The sequence below is a fragment of the Maricaulis sp. MIT060901 genome (assembly GCF_047123815.1).
Taxonomy (GTDB): domain Bacteria; phylum Pseudomonadota; class Alphaproteobacteria; order Caulobacterales; family Maricaulaceae; genus Maricaulis.
Window position 1 is genome coordinate 2671612 of the sequence record NZ_CP138920.1, and the last position, 24357, is coordinate 2695968.

The 24357-nt window shown below is 60.9% G+C and carries 26 protein-coding genes and 1 other RNA gene; 18 read left to right on the plus strand and 9 right to left on the minus strand.

Annotated features, from left to right (window positions below):
• Positions 1-185: 185 nt before the first annotated feature.
• The 4 genes from SIC17_RS13085 to SIC17_RS13100 all read right to left on the minus strand — a co-directional run bounded on the left by SIC17_RS13085 (position 186) and on the right by SIC17_RS13100 (position 2695).
• On the minus strand, positions 186-482 hold the full coding sequence (locus SIC17_RS13085) for a hypothetical protein (protein WP_412545641.1): 297 nt from the start codon (positions 480-482) through the stop codon (positions 186-188).
• Between the two features lie 256 nt (positions 483-738).
• Positions 739-1130, minus strand: a transfer-messenger RNA (tmRNA) gene (gene ssrA, locus SIC17_RS13090).
• 15 nt (positions 1131-1145) lie between these two features.
• Positions 1146-2255, minus strand: a complete 1110-nt coding sequence (locus SIC17_RS13095) for a DUF3667 domain-containing protein (protein WP_412545642.1) — start codon at positions 2253-2255, stop codon at positions 1146-1148.
• 65 nt (positions 2256-2320) lie between these two features.
• Positions 2321-2695 carry a VOC family protein gene (locus SIC17_RS13100; RefSeq protein WP_291892626.1) on the minus strand — a complete coding sequence of 125 codons (375 nt, stop codon included), beginning with the start codon at positions 2693-2695 and terminating at the stop codon, positions 2321-2323.
• A gap of 193 nt (positions 2696-2888) precedes the next feature.
• Here SIC17_RS13100 and SIC17_RS13105 point away from each other — a divergent pair, with 193 nt between their 5' ends.
• The 16 genes from SIC17_RS13105 (at position 2889) to SIC17_RS13180 (ending at position 18795) form a co-directional block, all read left to right on the plus strand.
• A complete protein-coding gene (locus SIC17_RS13105) occupies positions 2889-3746 on the plus strand; it encodes a thymidylate synthase (RefSeq protein ID WP_412545643.1) in 858 nt (285 codons plus the stop codon).
• A 3-nt stretch (positions 3747-3749) separates the two neighbouring features.
• Complete coding sequence (locus tag SIC17_RS13110; RefSeq protein ID WP_412545644.1) at positions 3750-4019, plus strand: hypothetical protein; 270 nt, start codon at positions 3750-3752, stop codon at positions 4017-4019.
• 2 nt (positions 4020-4021) lie between these two features.
• Positions 4022-4543 carry a dihydrofolate reductase gene (locus SIC17_RS13115; protein ID WP_412545645.1) on the plus strand — a complete coding sequence of 174 codons (522 nt, stop codon included), beginning with the start codon at positions 4022-4024 and terminating at the stop codon, positions 4541-4543.
• A gap of 117 nt (positions 4544-4660) precedes the next feature.
• Positions 4661-5794: an FtsH protease activity modulator HflK gene (gene hflK / locus SIC17_RS13120; protein WP_291892635.1), complete on the plus strand. Its 1134-nt coding sequence runs from the start codon at positions 4661-4663 to the stop codon at positions 5792-5794.
• A complete protein-coding gene (gene hflC, locus SIC17_RS13125; protein ID WP_291892637.1) occupies positions 5794-6669 on the plus strand; it encodes a protease modulator HflC in 876 nt (291 codons plus the stop codon). Before hflK ends, hflC begins: the two co-directional genes overlap by 1 nt.
• A gap of 165 nt (positions 6670-6834) precedes the next feature.
• On the plus strand, positions 6835-8226 hold the full coding sequence (locus SIC17_RS13130; protein ID WP_412545646.1) for a Do family serine endopeptidase: 1392 nt from the start codon (positions 6835-6837) through the stop codon (positions 8224-8226).
• A complete protein-coding gene (gene miaA / locus SIC17_RS13135; RefSeq protein WP_412545647.1) occupies positions 8223-9137 on the plus strand; it encodes a tRNA (adenosine(37)-N6)-dimethylallyltransferase MiaA in 915 nt (304 codons plus the stop codon). The genes SIC17_RS13130 and miaA overlap by 4 nt, the downstream gene beginning before the upstream one ends.
• 72 nt (positions 9138-9209) lie before the next feature.
• On the plus strand, positions 9210-10202 hold the full coding sequence (gene ilvC / locus SIC17_RS13140; protein ID WP_412545648.1) for a ketol-acid reductoisomerase: 993 nt from the start codon (positions 9210-9212) through the stop codon (positions 10200-10202).
• A gap of 61 nt (positions 10203-10263) precedes the next feature.
• Positions 10264-10761 carry a hypothetical protein gene (locus SIC17_RS13145; protein WP_412545649.1) on the plus strand — a complete coding sequence of 166 codons (498 nt, stop codon included), beginning with the start codon at positions 10264-10266 and terminating at the stop codon, positions 10759-10761.
• Positions 10762-10829: 68 nt separating this feature from the next.
• Entirely contained in the window at positions 10830-11543 is a 714-nt protein-coding gene (locus SIC17_RS13150; protein ID WP_291892646.1) for a TVP38/TMEM64 family protein, read from the plus strand.
• Between the two features lie 168 nt (positions 11544-11711).
• Positions 11712-12752, plus strand: a complete 1041-nt coding sequence (locus SIC17_RS13155) for a rod shape-determining protein (RefSeq protein WP_291892648.1) — start codon at positions 11712-11714, stop codon at positions 12750-12752.
• Between the two features lie 102 nt (positions 12753-12854).
• Entirely contained in the window at positions 12855-13748 is an 894-nt protein-coding gene (gene mreC / locus SIC17_RS13160; RefSeq protein ID WP_412545650.1) for a rod shape-determining protein MreC, read from the plus strand.
• Positions 13745-14266, plus strand: a complete 522-nt coding sequence (gene mreD / locus SIC17_RS13165; RefSeq protein WP_412545651.1) for a rod shape-determining protein MreD — start codon at positions 13745-13747, stop codon at positions 14264-14266. The genes mreC and mreD overlap by 4 nt, the downstream gene beginning before the upstream one ends.
• Before the next feature lie 12 nt (positions 14267-14278).
• On the plus strand, positions 14279-16156 hold the full coding sequence (gene mrdA / locus SIC17_RS13170) for a penicillin-binding protein 2 (protein WP_412545652.1): 1878 nt from the start codon (positions 14279-14281) through the stop codon (positions 16154-16156).
• Positions 16156-17313, plus strand: coding sequence for a rod shape-determining protein RodA (gene rodA / locus SIC17_RS13175; RefSeq protein WP_412545653.1), 1158 nt, complete (start codon positions 16156-16158; stop codon positions 17311-17313). Before mrdA ends, rodA begins: the two co-directional genes overlap by 1 nt.
• A gap of 114 nt (positions 17314-17427) precedes the next feature.
• On the plus strand, positions 17428-18795 hold the full coding sequence (locus SIC17_RS13180; protein ID WP_412545654.1) for a sodium-dependent transporter: 1368 nt from the start codon (positions 17428-17430) through the stop codon (positions 18793-18795).
• On the opposite strand, the gene pip is transcribed toward SIC17_RS13180, so the two are convergent.
• A complete protein-coding gene (gene pip / locus SIC17_RS13185) occupies positions 18792-19757 on the minus strand; it encodes a prolyl aminopeptidase (RefSeq protein ID WP_412546931.1) in 966 nt (321 codons plus the stop codon). The genes SIC17_RS13180 and pip overlap by 4 nt on opposite strands.
• 63 nt (positions 19758-19820) lie before the next feature.
• Positions 19821-19991: a hypothetical protein gene (locus SIC17_RS13190; RefSeq protein ID WP_412545655.1), complete on the minus strand. Its 171-nt coding sequence runs from the start codon at positions 19989-19991 to the stop codon at positions 19821-19823.
• A 43-nt stretch (positions 19992-20034) separates the two neighbouring features.
• Here SIC17_RS13190 and SIC17_RS13195 point away from each other — a divergent pair, with 43 nt between their 5' ends.
• Both SIC17_RS13195 and SIC17_RS13200 read left to right on the plus strand, forming a co-directional pair.
• Positions 20035-20577 (plus strand): hypothetical protein, encoded by a 543-nt coding sequence (locus SIC17_RS13195; RefSeq protein WP_412545656.1) that lies wholly within the window; start codon positions 20035-20037, stop codon positions 20575-20577.
• Positions 20577-21182: a class I SAM-dependent methyltransferase gene (locus SIC17_RS13200; RefSeq protein ID WP_412545657.1), complete on the plus strand. Its 606-nt coding sequence runs from the start codon at positions 20577-20579 to the stop codon at positions 21180-21182. Before SIC17_RS13195 ends, SIC17_RS13200 begins: the two co-directional genes overlap by 1 nt.
• Here the strand turns inward: SIC17_RS13200 and SIC17_RS13205 are convergent.
• From SIC17_RS13205 to SIC17_RS13215, 3 genes are read right to left on the minus strand one after another with little or no spacing between them, the layout of a single operon-like run.
• On the minus strand, positions 21139-22245 hold the full coding sequence (locus SIC17_RS13205; RefSeq protein ID WP_412545658.1) for a hypothetical protein: 1107 nt from the start codon (positions 22243-22245) through the stop codon (positions 21139-21141). The two genes, SIC17_RS13200 and SIC17_RS13205, sit on opposite strands and share 44 nt — an antisense overlap.
• Entirely contained in the window at positions 22245-22967 is a 723-nt protein-coding gene (locus SIC17_RS13210) for a class I SAM-dependent methyltransferase (RefSeq protein ID WP_412545659.1), read from the minus strand. Before SIC17_RS13210 ends, SIC17_RS13205 begins: the two co-directional genes overlap by 1 nt.
• Positions 22964-24262 (minus strand): glycosyltransferase family 4 protein, encoded by a 1299-nt coding sequence (locus tag SIC17_RS13215; protein ID WP_412545660.1) that lies wholly within the window; start codon positions 24260-24262, stop codon positions 22964-22966. Before SIC17_RS13215 ends, SIC17_RS13210 begins: the two co-directional genes overlap by 4 nt.
• Positions 24263-24357 lie beyond the last annotated feature (95 nt).

Consider the following 24357-nt stretch of genomic DNA (forward strand, 5'->3'; position numbering starts at 1 on the left):
TTACCCCCGGATCTCATGGGAGCAGCGTAGCGGAGACTTGTGGCTCGTCAACGAAATCTGGCCTCTCAACTGCAATCTATCTTTTAATACGGGAAGATCTGTCGCGCTGATCGCTTCAGGCGGGTGATTTTCCCATTTCGAGCGAGGTCACAGGCGTTATGCGCGTGATCCTTGTTGCGCGATGTTCAGCTCAGATCATTGGCTGGACAGGTGCGCTCAAGCGCAAATTCGCAATCTGGCCCACAGGTCAGCTCCTTGCGGTCACAACTCGAGACAAACAACGACAGCCAGACCTGAGCCGTGGCGAGTTCACTGAAAACGCAGACCTCGAACCCGCCTTTTCGCAGCACATTGCGGAAAGCCAGCTCGCCAGGTCCCGGATGCTCGACATTGTCACTCACGAGGGCGATGGCGGTTTTCGACGGGATGAGGTCCAGAAAGAATCCAGCCAGATCGGTAGCGTCATTCTCCGAAACAGTCATTCCGGTTGCTGAAAGGTCAAAAAGGTATCGGACCGGTCTGCCAGTGTGGTTCCGCTCGGAGACTTTCTCAATCGTGCTGAGCCATTCATGGGGGCCTGCGGCGCCCGCGTGGAGATTGAGAGCGTGGAAACATCCAGCCAGTCAATATTCGACCCATCAGGCATGTTCACACTTCCCCGAATCAACTGGTTCCATGATGAAACGAATGGGTTGATGAATGATAAATTATAAGGAAGTGTCAGGAAGTGCAGGGGAAAGTGGAGGCTTCTGTTGCCAGGCGCCTCCGAGCCCCGCCTATTCCGGCTAAAGGGAATAGGAGTTTTAGCGAGATGTCCCGCGCTGCTTATGCAGCGAGAGCTACCTCTTCAGCGTAGTTGTCATTAGCAACTATAAAATCGAGCCTGTAACGGGCCTCACCCGAGCGAAAGCAATCCCCTTTACCCGTCTGTCGATCCTGTTTCGGCCCCCACAGAGACCTTCGCTTGCCAATGGCAGTTCAGGTCAGATTCCCAACTTGCGCAGGGATGATTGGTGGAGCCGCCGGGTACTGCCCCCGGGTCCAGTCCGGTTATTACGAGCGCGTTTATCGCCATAGCCGGCGAACCGGCGCTGATTAATATAGCGACGGATAGTGGCGATTTGAAGGGAGGCTGGCAGGTCGTCTCAATAGCCGGTGACGATGAGCGCAATCGCCAGCAAGCCGATGCACAGATTGTAGCAGAGTTGCAGAAACACGCTGCGCAGGACCGCGCCGATCCAGCTGGACCGGTAAAACCCCCGATCGTTCAGGGCCTGGTAGCTGAGGACGCTCGCAAAGCCGAGTATGGCCAGTGCGATTATGCCGGGAGTCCAGCCCTGGTTCACACGTGCACCGAGCACCAGCAGGGCGATGAGCGGCAGATAGGTGGCGTGCCAGTAGAGTGAAAAGACCACGTGTTCGATCATGCGGCGTCGCGGGTGAACCACCAGATTGAGGATGGCGAAGGCGACAACCATCAGGATCAGGGACTGCGCTGCGGCGGCAGTGACGCCCTGTTCGAAGCGGGCGGGAAACTGCACGGCAAAACGCGAGGGAGGGCCCAGGCTCATCGGGTCGCCACCGATTTCGAACTCGGTCCGGCAATCCGCTGTATCGGGCAAAGCGCGCCCCTCCGGCGCGGCGCCAAACTGGAAGAGTTCGATCTGGAGCTCGGTATCGCGTGAATAGACAAGGTCACCGCTCGGGCGGATTTCATCAGGACCCGGCATGACACCACAGGTGGATGTTTCAAAGAAGTTGGACGGCGTGTCGTCGGGGGAACGGGACACGCTACGCCTCGCCATAGCCGCATCGATTGCGGCGGTTCGCGCAGCAATGGTCTCGGCCGATTGCGCGCGTACGGTCTCTGCGGAGGGAGAAATACTGACCCCGATGACCCGCACGCCGGCGGCGGACATGAGCAGGAAAAACAGCAGGCTGATGATCAGGTAGATGCGGATGGGGGCGGTATGGCTCTGGCGTCGGCCGTCGACATAGTCGCGCGCTACCCGGCCAGGCTGGGAGTAGAGGCGTCGCAGGGTGGAAAAGAATTTGCCTTCCCAGACAAAAATACTACCGATCAGATCGGTCAAAAGGGTCCAGGCCGGGCGCCGAATGTCCTCGGCGGACTGACCGCAGTCCTGGCAGAACGGACCGACCAGAGTCGCGCCACAATTGGCGCAAGTCGCATCACCGGTTTGCGACGAGTTGGTGTCTGTCGAGCGGCCGCCCTTGGAAGTGTCTGTTTTGTCCACCTGATCCCCCGAGTCTCACGGGCAAAAGAGCCCGCAAGATCGGGGTGGTCAAGGTGAGGCAGGGCTTAGCCCATGCAGAAAACGTTCAGCTTGTGACCATCAGGGTCTCGGAAATAGCCCGCATAGAAGCTTCCATCGCCGCGCGGACCGGCGGGGCCTTCGCATTTGGCGCCCAGTTCCTCGACCGCCAGTTTGTAAACCTTGTCGACCTGTTCGGAATCCTTGGCCTGGAAGGCGACCATCACACCATTGCCCACCGAGGCGGCATTGCCATCAAAGGGCTTGGTCAGGCCGATACCGGCTCCCTGGCCCGGATTGGCCCAGGCGATGAAGTTCTCGTCTTCCATCATGCGGCCGACACCAAACTCTGCACACAGCTTGTCATAAAATGCAGCGGCCGTGGCCATGTCATTGGTGCCGAGGGTCACGTATCCGATCATCATCTTCTCCCTGTTGATGAAATTTGGAATGTTCTGGTAATGTTCTGTGCGCGAAAGCTACAGGATCGCACCGGCCAGGCAAGCAAAATCTGGGCATGCCCGCTATGTATTTCCTGTGGAGATGCCTGTCGGGCACCATTCCGCCGGATCGAATCGCGGTCTAGTCTTCCCGGTTAGAACAGCGAGGTATGTGATGGCTGAAGCAGTGACACTGGATGGAGCGGGCAAGGCGACCCAATCAGTTGGTTCCAAGGCCGAGTATGCCTATCTGGATCTGCTGCGCGACATCCTGGAAAACGGTGCCGAGCAAAATGACCGTACTGGCGTGGGCACGCGTGCCGTTTTCGGTCGCCAGTTGCGCTGTGACCTGTCGGAAGGCTTTCCACTGCTGACCACCAAGAAGGTCCATTTCAAATCCATCGCCATTGAACTCCTCTGGTTCCTGCGTGGGGAAACCAATGTGAAATGGCTGCAGGAGCGCGGCGTCAGCATCTGGGATGAGTGGGCCGATGAAAACGGCGATCTGGGTCCTGTCTACGGCAAACAATGGCGCCGCTGGGAAGGCCCGGACGGCACCGAGATCGACCAGCTCTCCAACATCATCAAGCAGATTCGGGAAAACCCGTCCTCGCGCCGGCTGATCGTGTCCGGCTGGAATCCGGTCGATGTGCCGAACATGGCGCTGCCGCCCTGTCACACGCTCTACCAGTTCAATATCGCCAACGGGAAACTCTCCTGCCAGCTCTATCAGCGCTCGGCGGACATGTTCCTCGGCGTGCCGTTCAATATCGCGTCCTACGCCTTGTTGACGGCCATGGTGGCGCAGGTTTGCGGACTGGAGCCGGGTGAATACATCCACACCTTCGGTGATGCGCACATCTATTCCAATCACATGGAACAGGTGAGCGAACAGCTTTCGCGTACGCCGCGAGCGCTGCCGCAGCTGAAACTCAATCCGGATGCAAAAGACCTCTTCTCCTTCGAGTACGAGGACATCGCGCTGGAGGGCTATGATCCGTATCCGCGCATTTCCGCCCCGGTCGCGGTCTGAACCATGCCGACCAGCGCGCCGACGGTGATCGCGAAGTCCGGTGTTTCCGCGACGATCCAGTCGGGCGGGCTTGGTCTTTTCCAGCTTGTCTTCCGTCGCGCGACCGTGAAGGCGGAATTGTCCTGCCGAGGTCACAAGCCGGTCGATGAGGCGCGCTCCAATCTCATCGCGCTGATCGGACAACAGCGTTATGACGGTCTGCAAACGGAGATCGCCATCGAACAGGCCATCTCGGCCGCCGCTCTTGGATATGCTTCCAGCCAGGACGAGTAGACATGAACACCATCATTCCCAGGATCAGCCTGATCGCGGCGCGCGGGCGCAATAATATCATCGGATCGGACGGGGATCTGCCTTGGCGCCTGAGTTCCGATCTCAGGCTTTTCAAAGCCGTGACCAAGGGCAAGCCCGTCATCATGGGGCGCAAGACCTGGGAAAGCCTGCCGCGCAAGCCCTTGCCCGGGCGGCTCAATATCGTGGTGACGCGACAGGCGGGATACACGGCCGAGGGCGCTCAGGTCGTGGGGGATATGGGCGATGCATTCGATGCGGCGTTCATTCAGGCCAATACTGACCGGGTCGATGAAGTCTTCGTGATCGGAGGCGCCCAGATCTATGCCGCCGCCATGACCGTGGCAGACCGTCTCTACCTGACAGAAGTCGATGCCGCGCCCGCTGGTGATGCGGCATTTCCTGAGTTTGCAGAAAAAGACTGGTCCGAGCTCGGCCGGGAGGTTTATCCTGCCAGCGAGGCGGATGATCACGCCTTTGTCTTCCGCGCGCTTGAACGCGCCTGAACAAGTTTCCAACGTGGGGGGATTCTCCCTCCGCGCGTCCCGCAGTATCAGACTTGAACCTGAGCGCGCATGCGTTCATTTACATCCTGATACACGACAGAAGGATTGAACCACTCCATGCCATGGAATGACAATCAAGGCGGCGGCCAGGGTCCTTGGGGATCCGGCGGCGGCAATAACAACGGACAGAACCCTTGGGGCCAGCGCCCCAACGGGGGTGGCGGCGGTGGCGGTGACCAACCGCCGGATCTCGACGAGGTCGTCCGCCAGATGCAAAACAGCCTCGGCCGCATGTTTGGCGGCAAGGGCGGTGGTGCCGGCGGCGATGGCAAGAAGGGCGGGGGCTTTTTCAGCTTCAGCCTGATCCTGCTGGTGCTGATCGGTGTCTGGTTCGCGTCCAGCGGCTGGTACCAGGTTGGACCGAACGAGAACGGTGTGGTTCTGCGTTTCGGTGAATACAGCCGGACCACCCAGCCGGGTCTGCACTTCAAGCTGCCGTCTCCGCTCGAGACCGTGATGCTGCCGGAAGTGACGACCACCCAGTCGCTGACCATCGGCACCGGCCAGGAAGGTCAGATGCTGACGCGCGACGAAAACATCGTCGATATTGACTTTGCCGTTCAGTGGCGTGTGGATCTGTCCTATCCGGACGGGGTCCGCGACTTCCTTTTCAATGTCCGTAACCCGGAGAGCACTGTTCGAGCGGTTTCCGAAAGCGCGATGCGTGAAGTCATCGGCACCTCGGAATTGGAATTCATCATCACGGAAGGTCGTGGTGAGGTGTCCCAGCGAACGCGCGAACTGGTTCAGGCGACCCTGAACGAGTACGAGGCGGGTATCCAGGTCCTGCAGATCAACCTGCAGACCGCCCAGCCGCCGGAAAGTGTTATCGCAGCCTTCCGTGACGTCGATGTCGCGGAGCAGGATGCCGAGCGTGCGCGTCTGGAAGCGACCGCCCATGCGAACCGGGTCATTCCGGCAGCGCGTGGTGTTGCCGCCCAGCTGACCCAGTCTGCCCAGGCCTATCGCGACTCCGTGATTGCCCAGGCGCAGGGTGATGCCGATCGTTTTGTGTCGATCTATGACCAGTATGCACTGGCACCGGAAGTGACCCGTCGCCGCATGTATCTGGAGACGATGGAACTCGTCCTGGGTCGTTCCGACCTGCTCGTTCTGGACGGTGAGGCCGGCGCATTGCCGTACCTGCCGCTCAACGAGCTTGGCAATAACCGTCGTTCGGGAGGCAATTAATGTTTAGAACTCTTGGACTTGTAATTCTGGGTGTCACCGTATTCATCGGCCTCCAGAGTATCTACACGGTCAATGAGCGGGAGCAGGCCCTGATCCTGCGCCTTGGTGAGCCAGTCGAGAGCGTCAATGAAAACGGCGATGAAGCGGGGCTCCACTTCAAAGTGCCGTTCATCATGGACGTGCTGAAGTTTGACCGCCGCAATGTCGAGTTCGACATGCAGCCGGAGGAAATCCAGGCTTCCGACCAGGTGCGCCTTGTTGTGGATGCCTTTCTGCGTTACCGCATAGTTGACCCGCTGCGCTTCTACCAGACGGTTCGTGATGAGCGCGGTGCCCAGCTGCGCCTGCGTTCGATCATGGATGACAGCCTGCGAGGCGTTATTGCTTCCATCCCGTCCCAGGACGTGATTTCCGGTCAGCGTGCGACGCTGATGGAACGGGTCCAGACACAGGTTGAGGCCCAGGTCGCCACACAGGATCTCGGCATCGAAGTCATCGATGTCCGCATCCTGCGCGCTGACCTTCCACAACAGATTGCTGAACGTGTCTTCCAGCGCATGCGCTCGGAGCGTGAACAGGAAGCCGCCCGCATTCGCGCTGAAGGTGAGCAGGACGCGACTGAGATCCGTGCTGACGCGGATCGCCAGGCGACGATCATCCAGGCCGAGGCGCGCGCGGAAAGCGAACGCATCCGCGGTGAGGGTGATGCCCAGCGGAACGCGATCTACGCAACGGCCTATGGTCGCGACGTGGAATTCTTTGAATTCTACCGCTCCATGCAAGCGTATGAACTGGCCATCCAGAACGGAACACCTATCGTCATTCCGCCAGACAGCGAGTTCTTCGAATACTTCGGCAGCCAGACCGGACAATAGTCCAGCGGCTCTGAAAACAGATCACAGCCCCGCCATCGGCGGGGCTGTTTTCGTTTCGAAATCCACACGAATTCATGACGATGCCGTTAGGCCGGTTGCGGGCCTGCCGTGCTTGGGGGTATTCAGGGGTTAACGTGTAATCACCTGAGATGTGAGCAGAACTGTATGTTTCGTTTTCTGGCCCCAGTCCTGACCGTCGTATTGATGCTGACCACGCCCGGTGCCGTCACCGCTCACCCTGCACCGGACGGGTTCGCCGACCTTGCCGAGCGCCTGTCTCCGGCCGTGGTCAATATCGCCGCCGCGCAGCGTCTGGACAGTGATGATCGCCTGCCGGATTTCCCGGAAGGGTCTCCGCTCGAGCGTTTCAACGATATTTTTGGCGATGGTCCGCGCATCGCCAACTCGCTGGGCTCAGGCTTCATCATCGACCCCGAAGGCATCGTCGTCACCAATAACCATGTGATTGATGGTGCAGACGAGGTCGAGGTTTCCCTGCCGGACGGACGGGTTTTCCCGGCCCAGGTCATCGGCACCGATCCGGTCACGGACCTGGCTGTGCTGCGCATGGAAACCGACGAGGCCATGCCGTTTGTCGCCTTTGGTGACAGTGATGGGGCCCGGGTGGGTGACTGGGTCATCGCGATCGGTAATCCGTTTGGTCTGGGCGGTACGTTGACGGCTGGTGTCGTCTCGGCGCGGGGTCGTGATGCCGGCGGTCGTTATGACGACTACATCCAGACGGATGTGGCAATCAATACGGGTAACTCCGGTGGTCCGCTGTTCAATATGAGCGGTGATGTGGTGGGCGTGAACACGATGATCCTGTCGCCAACCGGTGCCAGTGTCGGCATCTCGCTGTCCATCCCGTCCAATATCGCCACGCGTGTTGTCGACCAGCTGGTCGAGTTCGGCGAGACCCGCCGCGGATGGCTGGGTGTGCGGGTTCAGCCCGTCACCCCCGACCTGGCCGAGAGTTATGATCTGGACACACCCTATGGCGTGATCCTGGGCAATATCGAGGATGGCAGCCCGGCAGAAGAAGGCGGGCTGCGCCAGGGCGATCTGGTGCTGACCTTTGACGGTCGCCGTGTGCGCGATGACCGATTCTTCACCCGCCAGGTCGCGGAAACCGAGATCGGTGCCACGGTCGAACTGGAAATCGTGCGTCGCGATCGTCGCATGACCCGGACTATCACCATTGGTGAATTGGTCGAGGAGGGCGATGAGCTCGAGGAAACCTCAAATGTCGACGTCATCATTCCGCGCACGGGTGCCGAGAACGAGGTCTTTGGCATGACGCTGGGACCGCTCACGCCGCAGAACCGGCGTCGCTATCGTGTGCACCCCGATGCTGAGGGTGTGCTGGTCACCGAGGTTGATCCGACGTCCGATGCGGCTGGCAAGGTGCGCCCTGGTGATGTCATCGAGCAGGTCGAATTCGTCACGGTTGAGACCATCGCCGATATCCGTGCCATCACGGACGAAGCGGATGGACCGTTGCGCTTCCAGCTCAATCGCAGCGGTCAGTATGTGATGCAGTCGATCCGCTCGTGACACCGATCCTGCTGATTGCCGGGCCGACAGCGGCCGGGAAGACAGCGCTGGCAATCGAGGCAGCTCGACGGCTGGACGGCGAGATTATCAATGCCGACTCCATGCAGATCTATGAGGGGTTGCCAATTATCACGGCCTGCCCGGATGAGGACGAGCGCGCCGCTGCGCCGCATCACTTGTTTGGCACGGTTGATCCCGGTCTTCGCTGGTCGGTCGGCGAGTGGAGCCAGGCGGCCCTGGCCCGGTTTGACGACATTGTCTCGCGTGGAAAAACACCGATCCTGGTGGGCGGAACCGGTCTGTATTTCAATGCCTTGACGATTGGTCTGGCGCCCGTGCCTGAGATCTCGCCCGGGACCCGGGCGAAGGCCGCGCGTTTGCTGGAAGAGGGCGGTCTGGACGCCGTCCGCGCAGAGGCCGAACGCCAGGACCCGGTCTCCGCCGCGAAGGTCAAGCCGGCGGACCGGCAACGCCTGTTACGCTTGGTGGAGGTGGGCTGGGAAACGGGCCGGGCTCTGTCGAGCTATCATGCCGAGACGACGCCGCTCCTGGGTGAGCGCGCCTGGCGCGGCATCGTCATCGAGCCGAACCGCCAGGCGCTTTATGATCGTATCGATCTTCGCTTTGACCTCATGCTGGACCAGGGTGCCTTGGAGGAAGTGGCTGCATTCAAAGACCGCGGACTTACGCCTGACCTGCCGGCCATGAAGGCGCTGGGTGTTCCGCAACTGATCGCGCATCTGGCGGGCGAGTTGGAGCTGACCGCGGCGATCGAGATCGCCAAGCGAGAAAGCCGCCGTTACGCCAAGCGACAGATGACCTGGTTCCGTAATCAACAGGCCAGCTGGGACCGGGTGACAGCGTTGCATAAAGATGACGCGCGCAAACAACTCGCGGCCCTGCTGGGTTAGGCCCGCTGGACATGGGCACCAGAGACGGGTCCTATCAGCTCCCCGATTCCTCTCCCGAAAGCCCCCCTGGCAATGACTGACGCGCTGTATAACGACGATATCGATCTGTCGCCCATTTTCGATCTGAAGCTTGCTCTCGTTGGCTATGGCAATCACGGCCGTTCGCATGCGCTGTGCCTGCGCGATAGTGGCGCCAGGAATATCCGCATCGCCCTGCGACCAGGCTCGCCGTCCAGGGCAAAGGCCGAGGCGGACGGGTTCGAGGTTGTGACGCTGGCGGAGGCGGCTGGCTGGGCAGATGCCGTGGCCTTGCTCGCTGCGGACGAAGCGCATCGCCAGATCTGGGATACCGAGATCGCGCCCAACAGAAAACCGGGACAGGCGCTGATCGTCTGTCACGGCTTTTCGGTTCACTACGATCTGATCAAACCGCCCGCCGATTGCGATGTCATCCTGGCGGCGGCGAAGGGGCCGGGTGGCGCAGTGCGTCAGGAGTTCGAAAAGGGCAAGGGCCTGATCGGTTTCTGGGCTGTGCACCAGGATGCCTCTGGCCGGGCCCGAGAGATCGCGCTGGCGTATCTGGCAGGTATCGGGTCGGGCAATGTCGGTATTTTCCCAACGACTTTCCGCGAAGAGACGGTCTCCGACCTGTTCGGCGAACAGGTGGTCCTGGTGGGCGGCATGGTGGCGCTGGCCAAGGCGAGTTTCGACCGCCTGGTGGCGGCCGGCGTGTCGGAGCGCATGGCCTATATCGACTGTGTACATGAGATCAAATACCTGGCCGACCTCATCCAGTCGCGCGGTATTGCCGGCATGTACAAGGCGATTTCCGACACGGCCGAATTTGGTGCCCGGGAGATCGAGGACCGGATTGCGGGCCCGGAACTGCGCAAGGTCTTCGACGACGCAATGGTCGACATTGAAAGCGATCGGTTTGCGCGCAAATGGGTCGAGACCTATGAGGCGGGTGAGGCTATGGTCGCGGATCGTGATGCGGACGAGGCCTTGAAGATCGAGGAAGCGGGCCGGGATCTGCGTTCACGGCTCTACGGTGCCTCGAAATAGCCAAGATGCACAATCAGTTGTAATAGACGAATTGTTCCAGAGTGGATTGCAGGGGCTGGCAATGGCATTTAATCCGGTAAAACAAAGACCTTATGGCGAACCCAAAGAGGTTGTCGCGCGCCTGTTCGAGGAAGTGGGCGGTATCCCCAAGGTCATGGAATTGCTGGACCTTTCCCGCACGCGTGTCTATGCGCTGGCGGACCCGGATTCGACCAACGAGATTTCCTATGCCCGCGTCTGCGCGCTGACCGAGGACGGCGCCACCGCCGCAGCCCAGCACCTGGCAGCCCTGGCCGGTGGCCTGTTTGTGCCGCTGGAAAAGGCCGAGGACGCCGACTGGCTGGCCCTGGCCGGTGAAGCCAGCCGCCGCAATGCCCGCAATATCGCCGCCCTGATGGAATCCCTGTCGGAAACCGCCCGGTCTCCGGGCGAGGTCGATCAGCAGGAAGCCCGCGATCTGCTCAAGATCCTGGACGAACAGCTCGGGGTTCTGGCCATGCAACGCGCCAAGCTCTCGCTGATCGCGTCCGGCGAGCTGGAAGACAACGCAAACGGCTGATCAAGATTGCGGCTGGCTCGATCTCTGCTTAGGTAGTTGCGGGTGAACCAGTAAGGGCCAGCGCCTTCATGAGCGGCATCATCAATTTCATCATGCGTATGGACGCCAAGGCGTTGCGGGCTGTGCTCGTGTCGCTGGCGCTGTTTGCAGCCCTGGGCGTGATGTTTGTAGCCGGCAAGATGCTGTTTGATGCGGACCAGAGCCCGGTTGCGAGCTGGTTTGCATGGCTTTCCGAGCAATGGTTTGCCCTGCCGCTGACGATCGCGATCTTCATCGCTTTGTCCTTTGTCGGTTTTCCACAATTTGTCCTGATGGGCGCGGCTGTCGTCGCCTTCGGAGCCATCGAGGGCTTCCTCTATGCCTGGCTGGGCACGCTGGCAGCCGCGAGCGTGCATTACTGGCTCGGGCTGAGGTTCGGATCGAGCCTGGTCCAACGATATGGCGGGGAGTGGGCCAACCGCATCTCCGACTTTATCGGCCGCAATGGCATGCTGGCCTCGATCATCGTGCGCTTTGTTCCGTCCGGCCCCTTCATTGTTGTCAATATGGGTTTTGGCGTGACGCGAACGCCTTACTGGGCGTTTATCCTGGGCCTGGCGATTGGTGCAGCCTGCAAGATCGTCATTGTCAGCCTGGGCTGGCAGATCATCCTGGATTTCTTCAATGGTCAGGACCCGATGGTCATTGCCCTGCTGGTCTCGGCCATGGTCGCATGGATTGGCCTGATGCTGGTGGCGCGCCGCTGGCTGCGCCGCAATCGTCCGGAAAAAACCGACGCCTGAGCCCGTCTCCGTCTGGATGCCTCGCGCGACCAGCTGCAGCTGTTTCCTGAAAAGACGGAAGAATTGTGGAATTAGACCTTCGCGCCCCTTGCAATATCTTTCGCATCATCGCACAAGAAAAATAGTTGCAACGCGACTTTGTCGCCACACTTTCCGAAATCAGCGCCCATGCTCAACAGCCTCTTTGGTTTGCTTTCCGCGGATATTGCCATCGACCTCGGCACCGCGAACACGCTTGTCTACGTCAAGGGACGCGGTGTCGTCCTGAACGAACCGTCCGTCGTCGCCTACAAGGTCGACAAGGGACGAAAACACGTCCAGGCCGTGGGCGCTGAAGCCAAGCTGATGCTGGGCAAGACGCCGGGCAATGTCGAAGCCATCCGCCCGATGCGTGACGGTGTGATCGCCGACTTCGATGTCGCCGAGGAAATGATCAAGCATTTCATCCAGAAAGTGCACAATCGCCGCGCCATGGTGAGCCCGCAGGTCGTGATCTGTGTGCCGTCCGGTGCGACCGCCGTAGAGCGCCGCGCGATCCATGAGTCCGCGCTGGGTGCCGGTGCGCGCAAGGTTTATCTGATCGACGAGCCGATGGCGGCTGCCGTCGGTGCCGGTCTGCCGATCGATGAGCCGACCGGTTCCATGATTGTTGATATCGGCGGTGGCACCACCGAGGTCGCCGTCATGTCCCTGTCCGGCATTGTCTATTCCCGTTCTGTACGCGTCGGCGGTGACAAGATGGACGAGGCGATCATCAACTATATTCGCCGTTCCGCGAACCTGTTGATCGGTGAGACGTCTGCCGAGCGTATCAAGAAGGAAATCGGTTCGGCCATGCCGCCGGTGAAAGGCGAGGGCCTGTCGCTGGATATCAAGGGTCGTGACCTGATGAATGGCGTGCCGCGCGAAATCGCCGTCACCGAAGCCATGATTGCCGACAGTCTCTCCGAGCCGGTCGAACAGATCGTGGAAGCGGTTAAACAGGCGCTGGAAGCCACGCCGCCGGAACTCGCTGCCGACATCGTCGACAAGGGTATTGTCCTGACCGGCGGTGGCGCGCTGTTGCGGAACCTGGATACCGAGCTGCGTGAGCGTACGGGGCTGCCGGTCAGCCTGGCCGATGAAGCCCTGTCCTGCGTGGTGCTGGGTTGCGGTCGCGCGGTAGAAGATTTGAAAGTTTGGCGTCCCATTCTCTCTGAAGCTGTGTAATACACAGCGGGGCGGGGGAGAAGGAGTAAGTCGTTGGCGTCACGGCGCACGGCACGACACGATGCGGAACATGGAGTCCGCTTTTCGCGCACGATCTTCATCATGTTGATCGTAGTATCGAGCGCGCTGATCATGTTCGACCGTCCGGCGTCCAGATCAGTGGCTTTTGCGGGTTTTCGTGCCTCTTTCACCGACATCGCAGCACCACTGCTTGAGCTGGCCGCGCAGCCCATCCGGGCGGTGAAGGGTATTGGACCCTATTTCCGGATGCAGGGTGACCTGGCGGCCGAAAATGCCGAGCTGCGCCAGCAACTGATCGAGGCGCGTTACTGGGAAGACCTGGCCTATCGCCAGCGCGACCGTATCGAGGTCTATGAAAGCGCCCTGAACGTACAGACGCAGGCGACCCAGGACCGGATCGGTGCCTGGACTGTAGCGGATCCGCGTGGCCCCTTTGTGCATGCCCGTCTGATCGGTCGTGGCAGAAACGCCGGCATTGCCGACGGGTATCCCGTCATCAATCTCTACGGCCTGGTCGGACGTGTCTACGAGACCGGCGAGCGTTCGGCACGCGTACTTCTGCTGACCGACCTGAACTCGAACATCCCGGTGATGGTGGACCGGTCCAATTCCCGCGCCATCCTGACCGGCGACAATTCCGAGTACCCGCGCCTGCAATATCTCGGACGTAATCCCGATATCGAGGCCGGTGATCGTATTGTTTCTTCCGGTGATGACGGCGTCCTGCCACGGGGCTTGCCAGTCGGTGTGGCCGTGCCGACGCGGGATGGCGGCTGGCGGGTCGAGCTCTATTCAGACCAGGCGCCGATCGATTTTGTCTGGGTCTGGCCCTATGTGCCTGCGGTTATCCCGCAGCGAGAGGAAGCTGAGACTGCTTCGGCAGAGGTTGAAACGGACCTGCCGGCACCCGCAGAAACTGCACCGGTCGAAGCAGGCGACACTACGCAGCCCGCAACCGAGGAGGGCGGGCAATGAGAAAACCCCAGGAACGCTCTGCACCTTACTGGTCCGCGCTGGGTTGTGTGCTGTCGGTTGTGGCGGCGCTCTTGTTCCAGGCCGCTCCGACGCGCCTCATCGAAGGCATCACCATCATGCCCACCTGGCCTTTGATGGTGATTTTCCTGTGGTCGGGCCTGCGTCCCTATTTCATGCCGCCGATTGCCGTTTTCGCGATCGGCATCACCCAGGACCTGTTGACCGGAGCGCCGATGGGCATCTGGGCGTTGTCCTACCTGGTATCGATCTCGGTGTTCCGTTTTCGCGGCGAGGACGGCATGCCGAGAGATCTGCCGCCGATTGTCCTGCGGTTCGGGGGAACGCTTTTGCTGGCCCAGGCCATTGCCTTTTCTGCCGGTTTCTTTGCGCTGGGTGAGATGCCGCATCTTCAGCCCTTGATCATTGAGACCATTGCCTCAATCCTGATGTTTCCGATGCTGGCCTTTCTGGCTGTGCGTCGCCGGCGCGGCAGCCGGTCAGGTTTCATCGGGGGGTGATCGCGAGGAAAGATGCGCGCAGATCGCCAGGAACAGGAACTCAAATTCACCCGCCGGGCTCTCTTGCTCTCCGGCGCAGGGGCGCTGGGCTTCACTATTCTCGGCGCACGCCTCTATGCGCTCCAGGTGCTGGACAGCGAGCGGTATCGCCTGTTGTCGGAAGACAATCAGTTCAATTTCCAGCTTACACCGCCATCGCGCGGGCGCATTCTCGATCGTTTCGGGGTGCCCATAGCGGACAATCGCGACAGCTATCGCATCCTGCTGACGCCGGAAGGCACCAGCGACATCGATACGTCGCTGGATCTGCTCGGCCGCCATATGACGATCTCGCAGGGGCGCCGCGATCTGATCCACCGCCGGGCGCGCCAGAATCGCAGTTTCCAGCCGATCACCGTCGCCAACGATCTGGACTGGCAGACCTTCTCGACGGTCAATCTCTATGCGCCGGACATTCCGGGCATCACGCCGGATGTCGAGGAAGTGCGCAATTATCCTTACGGCGAGGCCTTTGCCCATGTTGTGGGTTATGTGCAGACGCCGAACGAGGATGATATCGCCAATGACCATCCCGATGCCGAGCGCCTGCTCCGCCAGCCGGGTTTTCGCGTTGGCAAGAATGGTGTCGAAATTGCGCGTGAACACGACCTTCGTGGTGCCGCCGGTGCCCTGAAGACCGAGGTGGATGCGGCAGGCCGCATTATCCGCGAGATCCCGGACCAGTCCGTTGATCCCAGTCAGGGCATGGATGTTGTGCTGACCCTGGATGCGGACATCCAGCGTTTCGCATCCGAACGACTGGGCGATGAGAGTGCATCTGCTGTTGTGATCGACGTGAATACCGGTGAGTTGATCGCGCTGGTATCCAATCCGTCTTTCGACCCGAACCTGTTTGTCCGCGGTATCTCCTCGGCAGATTATGCGCGTTATCGCGATAATGATCACCGGCCGCTCTATCACAAGTCCATCCAGGGGACTTATCCACCCGGTTCGACCTTCAAGGCCGTCGTTGCCGCGGCAGCGCTGGAAGCGGGCATAATCGAACCGTCCGAGAGCGTGCGCTGTACCGGTTCGACGCGCCTGGGCAATCGCGATTTCCATTGCTGGCGGCGGGAAGGGCATGGTCGTGTGGACCTGCATGAGGCGTTAAAGACGTCCTGCGATATCTATTTCTACGAGATTGCCGAGCGGCTGGGCATCGATCGCATCAATGAGATGGCGGCCCGCTTTGGTATCGGCGAGGAGTTTGATATCGGCATTGCGGGCGTGGCGCGCGGGCTGAACCCGAGCCCGGCCTGGCTGATGGCCAATCGCAACCAGCCCTGGACAACCGGCCGCACCTATAACACGGGCATCGGGCAGGGTTTCACCCTGGCGTCTCCCTTGCAGCTCGCCGTGATGACGGCCCGCGTCGCGTCCGGCCGTGCGGTCCAGCCGACCCTTTTCCGCAACGCCATGACACCGCCTGCCCAGCATATGGGGCTCAGTGACGACACCATGGCCCGGGTTCGTGAGGGCCTGCGGGCCGTCGTGCACGAACAGGGCGGGACGTCATTCTCGCTGGGCGGATTGGGTATTGAGGGCGTAGAGATGGCCGGCAAGACTGGTACGGCGCAGGTCTATTCCATCACCGCCGAAGAGCGCGAACAGGGCGTGAGGGAGCAGGAAGATCTGCCCTGGCGCCTGCGCGACCATGGCCTTTTCATGTGTTACGCGCCCGCCGATAATCCCAAGTATGCATGTGTCGTCGTGGTTGAACATGGCGGCGGCTCCAGTGCGGCGACGCGGCCTGCGCGCGATATCTTGCGCCGGACCGTGGCGCGTGACCCCTCCAGCCGGCCGGGCGTCTTTGCCTCGCTGTCTCCGTCCACCACGCGAGGAGGCATCTGATGGCTGTTTTCCGCGAGACCGTGCCCCGCGACCTGCCGGGCAAAATGATGGAAATCAACTGGTCCCTCGTGCTGCTGCTAGGCCTTTTAGGCGTGGCGGGCGTGGCGATGCTGTATTCGCTGGCCGGCGCGGAATGGAACCCGTGGGCGGTGCGTCACGCCCTGCGTCTCGGTGTCGGTTTTACCGGCATGCTGATCGTGGCAATGTTCCCGCCGCGTTTCTGGATTGGCGCGGCTTATCCGATCTATTTCGGTGCCTTGTTACTGCTTGTCCTGGTCGAATTTGCCGGGGTGACCATCAATGGCGCCCAGCGCTGGATCGATCTGGGACCGCTGCGACTTCAGCCCTCGGAGGTCATGAAAGTTGCCCTGGTGCTGGCTCTGGCACGTTTCTACCACGACCTGCCGAGCGACAAGGTGACCTCGCTGTCCGGCCTGATACCACCGATGATGATCATCGGCGCGCCAGCCGCGCTGATCATTGGCCAGCCAGATCTGGGCACGACGCTCCTGCTGATGGCGACAGGACTGGCCGTTATCTTCATGGCCGGCCTGAGCTGGTGGTTCATCCTGATCGTCGGCGGACTTGGCCTGATGGGGGTGATCGGCGTTGCAGTCGTAGGCCTCGAGAACATACTGGCCGAATACCAGATGGACCGGGTAAGGGCCTTCACCAATCCAGATTTTGACCCCCTGGGGATCAATTACCACCCCAACCAGGCGGTGATCACGCTCGGCTCCGGGGGCATGACCGGCAAGGGATATCTCGAGGGTACGCAGTCCAAGCTGGGTTTCCTTCCAGAGATGCAGACCGACTATATCTTCACCGCCCTGGGCGAGGAGTTCGGCTTTGTCGGCGGGGTTTCCGTGCTGGCGATCAATGCGCTGATCATGGCACAGGGTGTCGCCATTGCCGTCAGCTGCAAGAGCCCCTTCCTGCGTCTTCTGACGATGGGACTCATCACGACCTATGCACTCTATGTCTTCATCAATATCGGCATGGTCTCGCGCCTGATGCCGGTTGTGGGCGTGCCTTTGCCGCTGATTTCCTACGGGGGCACGGTCGTGCTGTCCATTCTGGTCGCCTTCGGGCTAATCCTCGGCGCCCATATCCACCGCAATGCCGAGCCGCCACGCGGTGTCGGGCTGTTCGGCTGACCAGTATCCTCTGCGCTGTCAAGCTTGACCGGGCCTTCCGCATAGGGAAGTGTGCGCGGGGATTTGTAGCTATACGAGGTGGCCGGTGAGGGGCTGCCCGGAGGGGAGAGTATCATGGCGGCAACACCAGCACCGGGTGCCCATGCGCACTGGTCGTCGCGTTTTGCATTTATCATGGCTGCGGTCGGTTCCGCAGTCGGTCTCGGCAATCTCTGGCGTTTCCCGTTCCAGACGGGTGAAAACGGCGGTTCTGCCTTCGTATTGATCTACATCGCCTGTGTGGCGCTGATCGCATTCCCGGTTTTGATGGCGGAATTCACCATCGGTCGCCGCGCACAGAAATCCGCTGTCAGCTCGACCCGAGAACTGGCACTGGAATCGAAGAAATCCGGTAGCTGGTCCTTTGTGGGCTGGGTCTGTATGGCCGGTGGTTTCCTCGTCCTGACGACATATTCTGTGATCGCGGGCCAGGTCATGGCCATGTCGGCGGCAGGTTTCATGGGCGGTTTCGCCACGGATGCTGGCGCCAACATGTTCTACGGCACCAGCACCTGGGGGATCGTCTGGCAGATCGTCTTCATGGCGCTGACCTGCTGGATCGTGTCGCGCGGCCTCAAGGGCGGTATTGAAAGCGTTGTCACCATTCTGATGCCGCTTTTCTTCGTCATGCTGGCAGCGCTGACGATCTTCGCTGTTATCCGCGGTTTCTCGGATGGTTCCACGGTTCAGGCCTTCACTTACCTGTTCACGCCTGACTTCAGCCGTGTTGACGGCGGTACCATGGTGTCGGCGCTCGGCCAGGCCTTCTTCTCGGTTGGTGTCGCCTCTGCGATCATGATCACCTACGGTTCCTACCTGACCAAGGACACCAATATCGGTGAATCCGCTGGCCTGATCTCGGGTGCCGACACGCTTGTTGCCCTGATCGCCGGCTTCATGATCTTCCCGATCGTCTTCTCCGCTGGCGTCGACCCGGCTGCTGGCATGAGCCTGATCTTCACCACGCTTCCGAACCTGTTTGGCTCCATGCCAATGGGTAATCTGATCGGCGGCGCCTTCTTCTTCCTGGCCTTCATCGCGGCCCTGACCTCGTCGATCTCGTTGCTGGAAGCCACGGTGGCTTTCTTTGACGAGCATTCGAACTTCGGTCGGACGCAGATCGCCTGGATGCTGGGCGGTATCGCTTTCCTGATCGGTGCCGGTTCTGTGTATTCGGCCGATTTTGGTGGTGGTTTCCTGGACGTCCTGTCTGGCGAGATCCTGCTTCCGTTTGGTGGTTTCCTGGTGGCATTGTTCACCGGCTGGGTCCTGCCCAAGGCCATTCTGAAAGAAGAACTTTCGCACGCGTCCGGTCGCATGTTCGGCTTCTTCCACTTCATGATCCGCTGGATCATCCCGGCGATCGTCGGTCTGGTTCTGGTGCTGGGTCTCGATGCGCGTTTCGCAGGTGGAACGCTCAACGCGATGCTGGGACTGGGCTAGCCCATCTGATCTGCAAAGGCGTCGGTCGCGCGCACCAGCGCGTCGACCACGCCGGGCTCGCCGGCCGCATGGCCGGCATCGCCAATTAACTGGAGCCTTGCTCGCGGCCAGACCCGGGCAAGGCTCCAGGCCGTTTTGGGGGGCGTTACGACGTCATATCGTCCCTGGACGATGACACCGGGGATCTGGTTGAACTTGCCAATATCCTCAAGCAATTCGCCATCCCGCTCGAAAAACCCGCCATTTGCGAAATAATGCGTCTCCATGCGTGCCAGGCCATCTGCCCGGATGGGATCAGCCAGCGGCGCGCTCGGATCTCCTGCCAGCGAGATCAGGGCGCTTTCCCAGCGTGCCCAGGCGAGAGCATCCGGGCGTCGGCGCACCACGTCATTTTCCAGCATGCGGGCATAATAGGCCGCGACGACATCCTCTCTCTCTTCGCTGGTCAGTGAGCCGACCAGGCGTTCCCAGGCGTCCGGAAACATGACATTGGCGCCGTGTTTGTAGAACCAGTCGAGCTCGGCCTGCGTGCAGGTGAAAATCCCGCGCAGGATCAGCCCGAGGCAGCGATCCGCATGGTCGCGCGCATAGGTCATGGCCAGCGTTGCACCCCAGGACCCGCCAAACACGATCCATTTGTCGATACCGGCCTGGACACGGATCTTTTCCATGTCTTCGACCAGCGCCTGGGTGGTGTTGTTTTCCAGCGAACCATGTGGTGTGGACCGGCCACAGCCGCGCTGGTCGAACAGGATGATGCGATAGCGCTGTGGATCGAAAAAACGCCTCAGGGCAGGGGATATGCCTCCGCCCGGGCCGCCATGCAGGGTGACGATCGGTAGACCGTCAGGCCGTCCGCATTCCTCGACATGCAATTCATGCCCGTCGCCGACATTCAGGCGATAGCTGCGATACGGTTGTATCGGGGGGTAAAGCAGGCGTCGGGTGTAACCAGCGTCCATCATGAAATATGCCGCAATAGCAAGTTATTTCGTTAGGCAGTTCTAAACGGAATAAACCATAGCCTATTCGCTCAACACTCGATACTGTCTGTGTATTGGGGCCGATGTATTTTTTGTGGGACATTCGACGATGAAGAAGTCCGGGATCGTAACCGCTGCCATAGCCGCGTGTTTGACGATCAGCGCGTGTGCAAGCGCACCGATTTCTGTTGCAGGATCGGTCTTGCCGTCCATGCGCGATGCCCAGAATGTCCACCAATCTGCCCTCAGAACGTCCGTGACACGTCTAGAAGACACCTATGTCGAACAAGGCTGGGTTCACCGCGTCCGTTCGATGACGTCGGCCGGCGGTTGGATGAACCGCCTCACGGGACAAAGCGAGAATTCCGATACTCCGATCGAGCGTGGCGTTCCGGTCGAATATCTGGTCGAGATCCCGTACATGATCAACACGGATTCCGGTGCTTTGGTCGCAGACGCGTCCATGGCCAGACTGGCTTCCGACCTCGACGAAGCCGATGCGCTTATCCGAGACGTGAACTTCGCGGCCCAGGTTCTGATCCGTGAACCCTCCGCAGTGACCCGCGCATCCCTGGCGGAAGACATCGAACATCTCGAACGGGCCGTTGGATATTCCCGGCAAGCCCTTGATACGTTCAATTCTGCCATGGCTGATATCGCGGGCGGGCTGGAGCAAACCCAGCTTGCAGAGCTGGAAACACGCCGAGCGCGTTTTGCCCGCGATGCAGAAGCGCTGCGTGACCGGGCCGATGATATTGCCCAGCTGCGTCGCACGCTGATGACCGGCGCCTCTTCCTGATGCTTTCACCGGATGACGTAAAAGGCTTCCTCGCGCCCGAGGAAGGCGACCACCTTGCCGAACTGGCGCGCCAGGCCGGACGCCTGGGACCGGTGCTGGAAATCGGAACCTATTGCGGCAAGTCCGCGCTCTATCTCGGGCCCGCCGTTCGGGAGGCAGGCACAGTCCTCTACACGTTGGATCATCATCGCGGTTCGGAAGAACATCAGCCGGGTGAGGAGTATCACGACCCTGAACTCTTCGATGCCGAGCTGGGCGCCGTGGAGACGCTGCGCGAACTGCGCCGCACGCTCTACCGCGCCAAGCTGGAAGATTGCGTAATCCCGCTCATCGGCCGTTCCGGCATTGTCGCTGCCAACTGGACCACGTCCCTGGGCATGGTGTTCATCGATGGCGGGCATTCCATGGAGGCGGCGCTGACGGATTATCGCGGCTGGGCCGGGCGCATCGTCACCGGCGGTATCCTGGCCATACACGACGTCTTCCCCAATCCGGAAGATGGCGGGCGGCCGCCCTATGAGATCTGGAAGCTGGCGCGCGATAGCGGCCTGTTCGAGGTCGTCAGTCGAACAGGAACGCTGGAAGTCCTTCGCCGTCTGGCTTAGGGGCTGTCTCCGGAAGTTCTGGTAACACCGTTCGGATCAGCAGGTTCGACCCCGGTGTCAGGGCTTCAACTGCGTCGAGTGCCATGATCATTGCCCCGGCCGTCCAGGACGGGCGCTCATAAGGCCAGATGACGTCCTCGGCGAACTGCCACCCCATCCAGTATCCACCGTCGTTGGCTCGCAAGGGCTCCAGGTTCTCCAGCAAATCACGGGCTTCCTCGCGCTTGCCGGCTGCGAGGCAGGCGAGGGCGAGTTCCGCTGTCTCAGCTGCAGTGACCCACGGCTCATCCGTCACGCAGCGACATCCCAGCCCCGCCTCGACAAACTCGTTCCAGCGCGCATAGAGGCGGGCCCGACCTGCCCCGGTCGGCAATACACCGGTCAGGACCGGGTAGTACCAGTCCATCGCATATCGACGACGGTCCGTGCCGAAACGATCAAAACGCGCATCATTCTCGCGCAGCGTGGCGCCAATCGCGCGCCGGGCACTTTCCCAGTGTGGGCGCTCGGCGCCGACCATGCGGGCCAGAAGCAGAGCGCATTCAATGGACTTATAGAGGCTGGCATTACCGGCGCGCAGGCTGTCGACGTCTTCCAGGGCCTCGTACGGATCGAGGCCACGCCAGACGATATCGCCGCGTTCGGTCTGGTGACGCAGGACAAATTCAATCGCCTTGTCGACCATGGGCCAATAACGCTCGGCCTTGTCCGCGGCTTGCAATGCCAGCAGGCTGCGCAGCACGGTAACCGCCACATAGCCGGTGAAATTGGTGTCGCGGGCCTGTTCCGGGGTTCCCGGGACCAGGCGTCGATTATCGTCATCCAGCGGTACCGAAGCACCCAGGTCACCGGTAAATCCGCCATCGGCCTCCTGTCGCTCGACCAGGCAATCCAGCCCCCGCAGCGCATCGGAGGCATGTCCCGCGATGGCCAGTCCCATGACACTCTCGCCATGGTTCCACGCGTCCCAGATGCCACGGTCAATCCACGGGATGGATCCGTCTGGACGCTGCAGCGTGCGGATATAGGCTGCGCTTTCGGCGATGATACGGGGCGTGTTCATCAGCTGGCCTTGCGGAAATACATGACGACGGACTTGCCCATGACCGGGTTCAGCAGCCAGTCGAGGAAGCGCGTCAGCCAGGGGCGTTGCAACAGATCCCACTCCAGGAATTTGCGGTAGGTATTGACGAGGCCGCTGTCCTCGCGCTTGTCCCAGAGCGCACATTGCAGCCACCAGTAGGGGCTGTGCAGGCTGTGGGCCCAGTGGCGCGCAAAGCGTTTGAAGCCCTGCTGCTCGACGGACTGCCTGAGCTGGGAGGAACGGAAAATGCGCACATGCCCGCCAGGCGTGTTCTGATAGCCTTCCGAGAGGGCCCAGCAGATCTTTTCCGGCCAGTAACGCGGCACCGAGGCGATGAACAGGCCGCCGGGTTTCAGGATGCGCGAGATTTCCGACAGGACCAGGTCCGGATCCGGCACATGTTCGAGGACCTCGGAACAGATGATGCGGTCGAAACAAGCGTCCGGGAAAGGCAGACGGCCGGCATCGCCGGCTGTGACCGAGGCGGAGCGCTGGTCGGAAGCCGGCTCGGGAGGAGGCAACTCGAAAAAGCCTTCCCAGGCTGCCTTGACCTCGCCGTGCGACAGGTCCAGTCCGACCACGTCCAGCGGAATGTCGTTCCAGTAGAGTGCGTGCAGGTGTCGGCCACGGCCACAGCCGAGATCGAGAACGCGCATTCCGGGCTCGAGGTCCATGTCCTCGAGACGAACCGTGACCATCATGAGCGGGCTCCCCGTTCAGCAAGGGCTTCGGTATAAAGACGCGAGGCGGCGAGGGCGTGGTGTTTCCACTGAAACACGTCCTGCGCCCGGGCGGTGGCACGCTGACCCATTTCGCTGGCCATGTTCGGATCATCCAGAAGGCGCGCCAGATTGGCCGCCATCGCGCCGGCATTCCCGACAGGAGAGACAAGGCCGCAATCACCGACCACTTCCGGCAGGGCACCGCCATCACTGGAGACAACTGCTGCCCCGCAGGCCATGGCCTCGGCGGCCGGGAAACCGAACCCCTCGAACCGAGCGGGGCAGGCGACGACATGCGCACGGCGATAAAGATCTGCCACATCCTCGCGGCTGAGACCGCCACCATCGATAACGCGGGAGGTCAGCCCGTGTTTCTCCAGAGCACGCCTGGCCGGTCCCTTGCGCAGGGTGCCGACGATCCGCAGTTTGACGTTCGGGCGCGCTGCCGCGACGCGGGCAACTGCCTCCAGCAGGACATCCAACCCCTTGATCGGTGCATCGGCGCTGGCCGTGGTCACGATCAGGCCCGGCTCGCGTTCGACTGCGCTGTCGGGATGGAAAATGGAGTGCTCGATGCCGTTGAACGCAACCCGCACACGTTCCGTGGGTGTCGCGTAGTGCTCGGCATGACTGTCCCGTGCCGCGGCAGAGACCGCGAGCATGCGCGGCAACTGCCGCGAGGTGCGCGCCTGCATTTTCACGAAACTGTACCAACGGCGTGTCAGGGCGCGTTTCCACCAGCTTTCGCCAGCGGCAACGGCATAGTCCAGATCGATCGAGATCGGATGGTGGATCGTGGTGATGACGGGCAAAAGCTCATCAATGCGCACAAATGGTGAGGCGAGGGTCTGGTTGTCGTGCAGCACGTCGTACTCGCCGGCGTGGTCGCGCAGGTATTTCTCCAGTCGCAAGCCAAATGAATACAGCTCACCGAATGCCCCGGAATTATGCGCCAGCCATTCCGACAGATCCGCACGATTGGTGAGATGCTGGGGGCGCAAGGCAAGGAAGGCGTTGTCTTCTTCGAACAGGTCGAGTGAGGGCAGTTCGATCAGCTCAACGCCGTCATCCAGTTCGGGGTATGGCGGGCCGGAAATGACCGTGACCTTGTGTCCAAGTCCTGCCAGCGCGCGTGTCAGCTCGCGAATGTAAACGCCCTGTCCGCCGACATGCGGGTGGGAGCGATAACCGCTGACCAGTACCCGCAGCGGTCGAACTGGATCGCTGTCTGCTGCCATCTTGGAAGAGGAATGTGCAGTCGTTTCGAAAGTCATCTGATGAGGCTGTGTCCGATTTTGCGGGGAACCTATAGAAGTGAACGCTGTTCGCCAAGCGTTTGACACCTATGCAGCGCTGTCGGGAAAGGTTA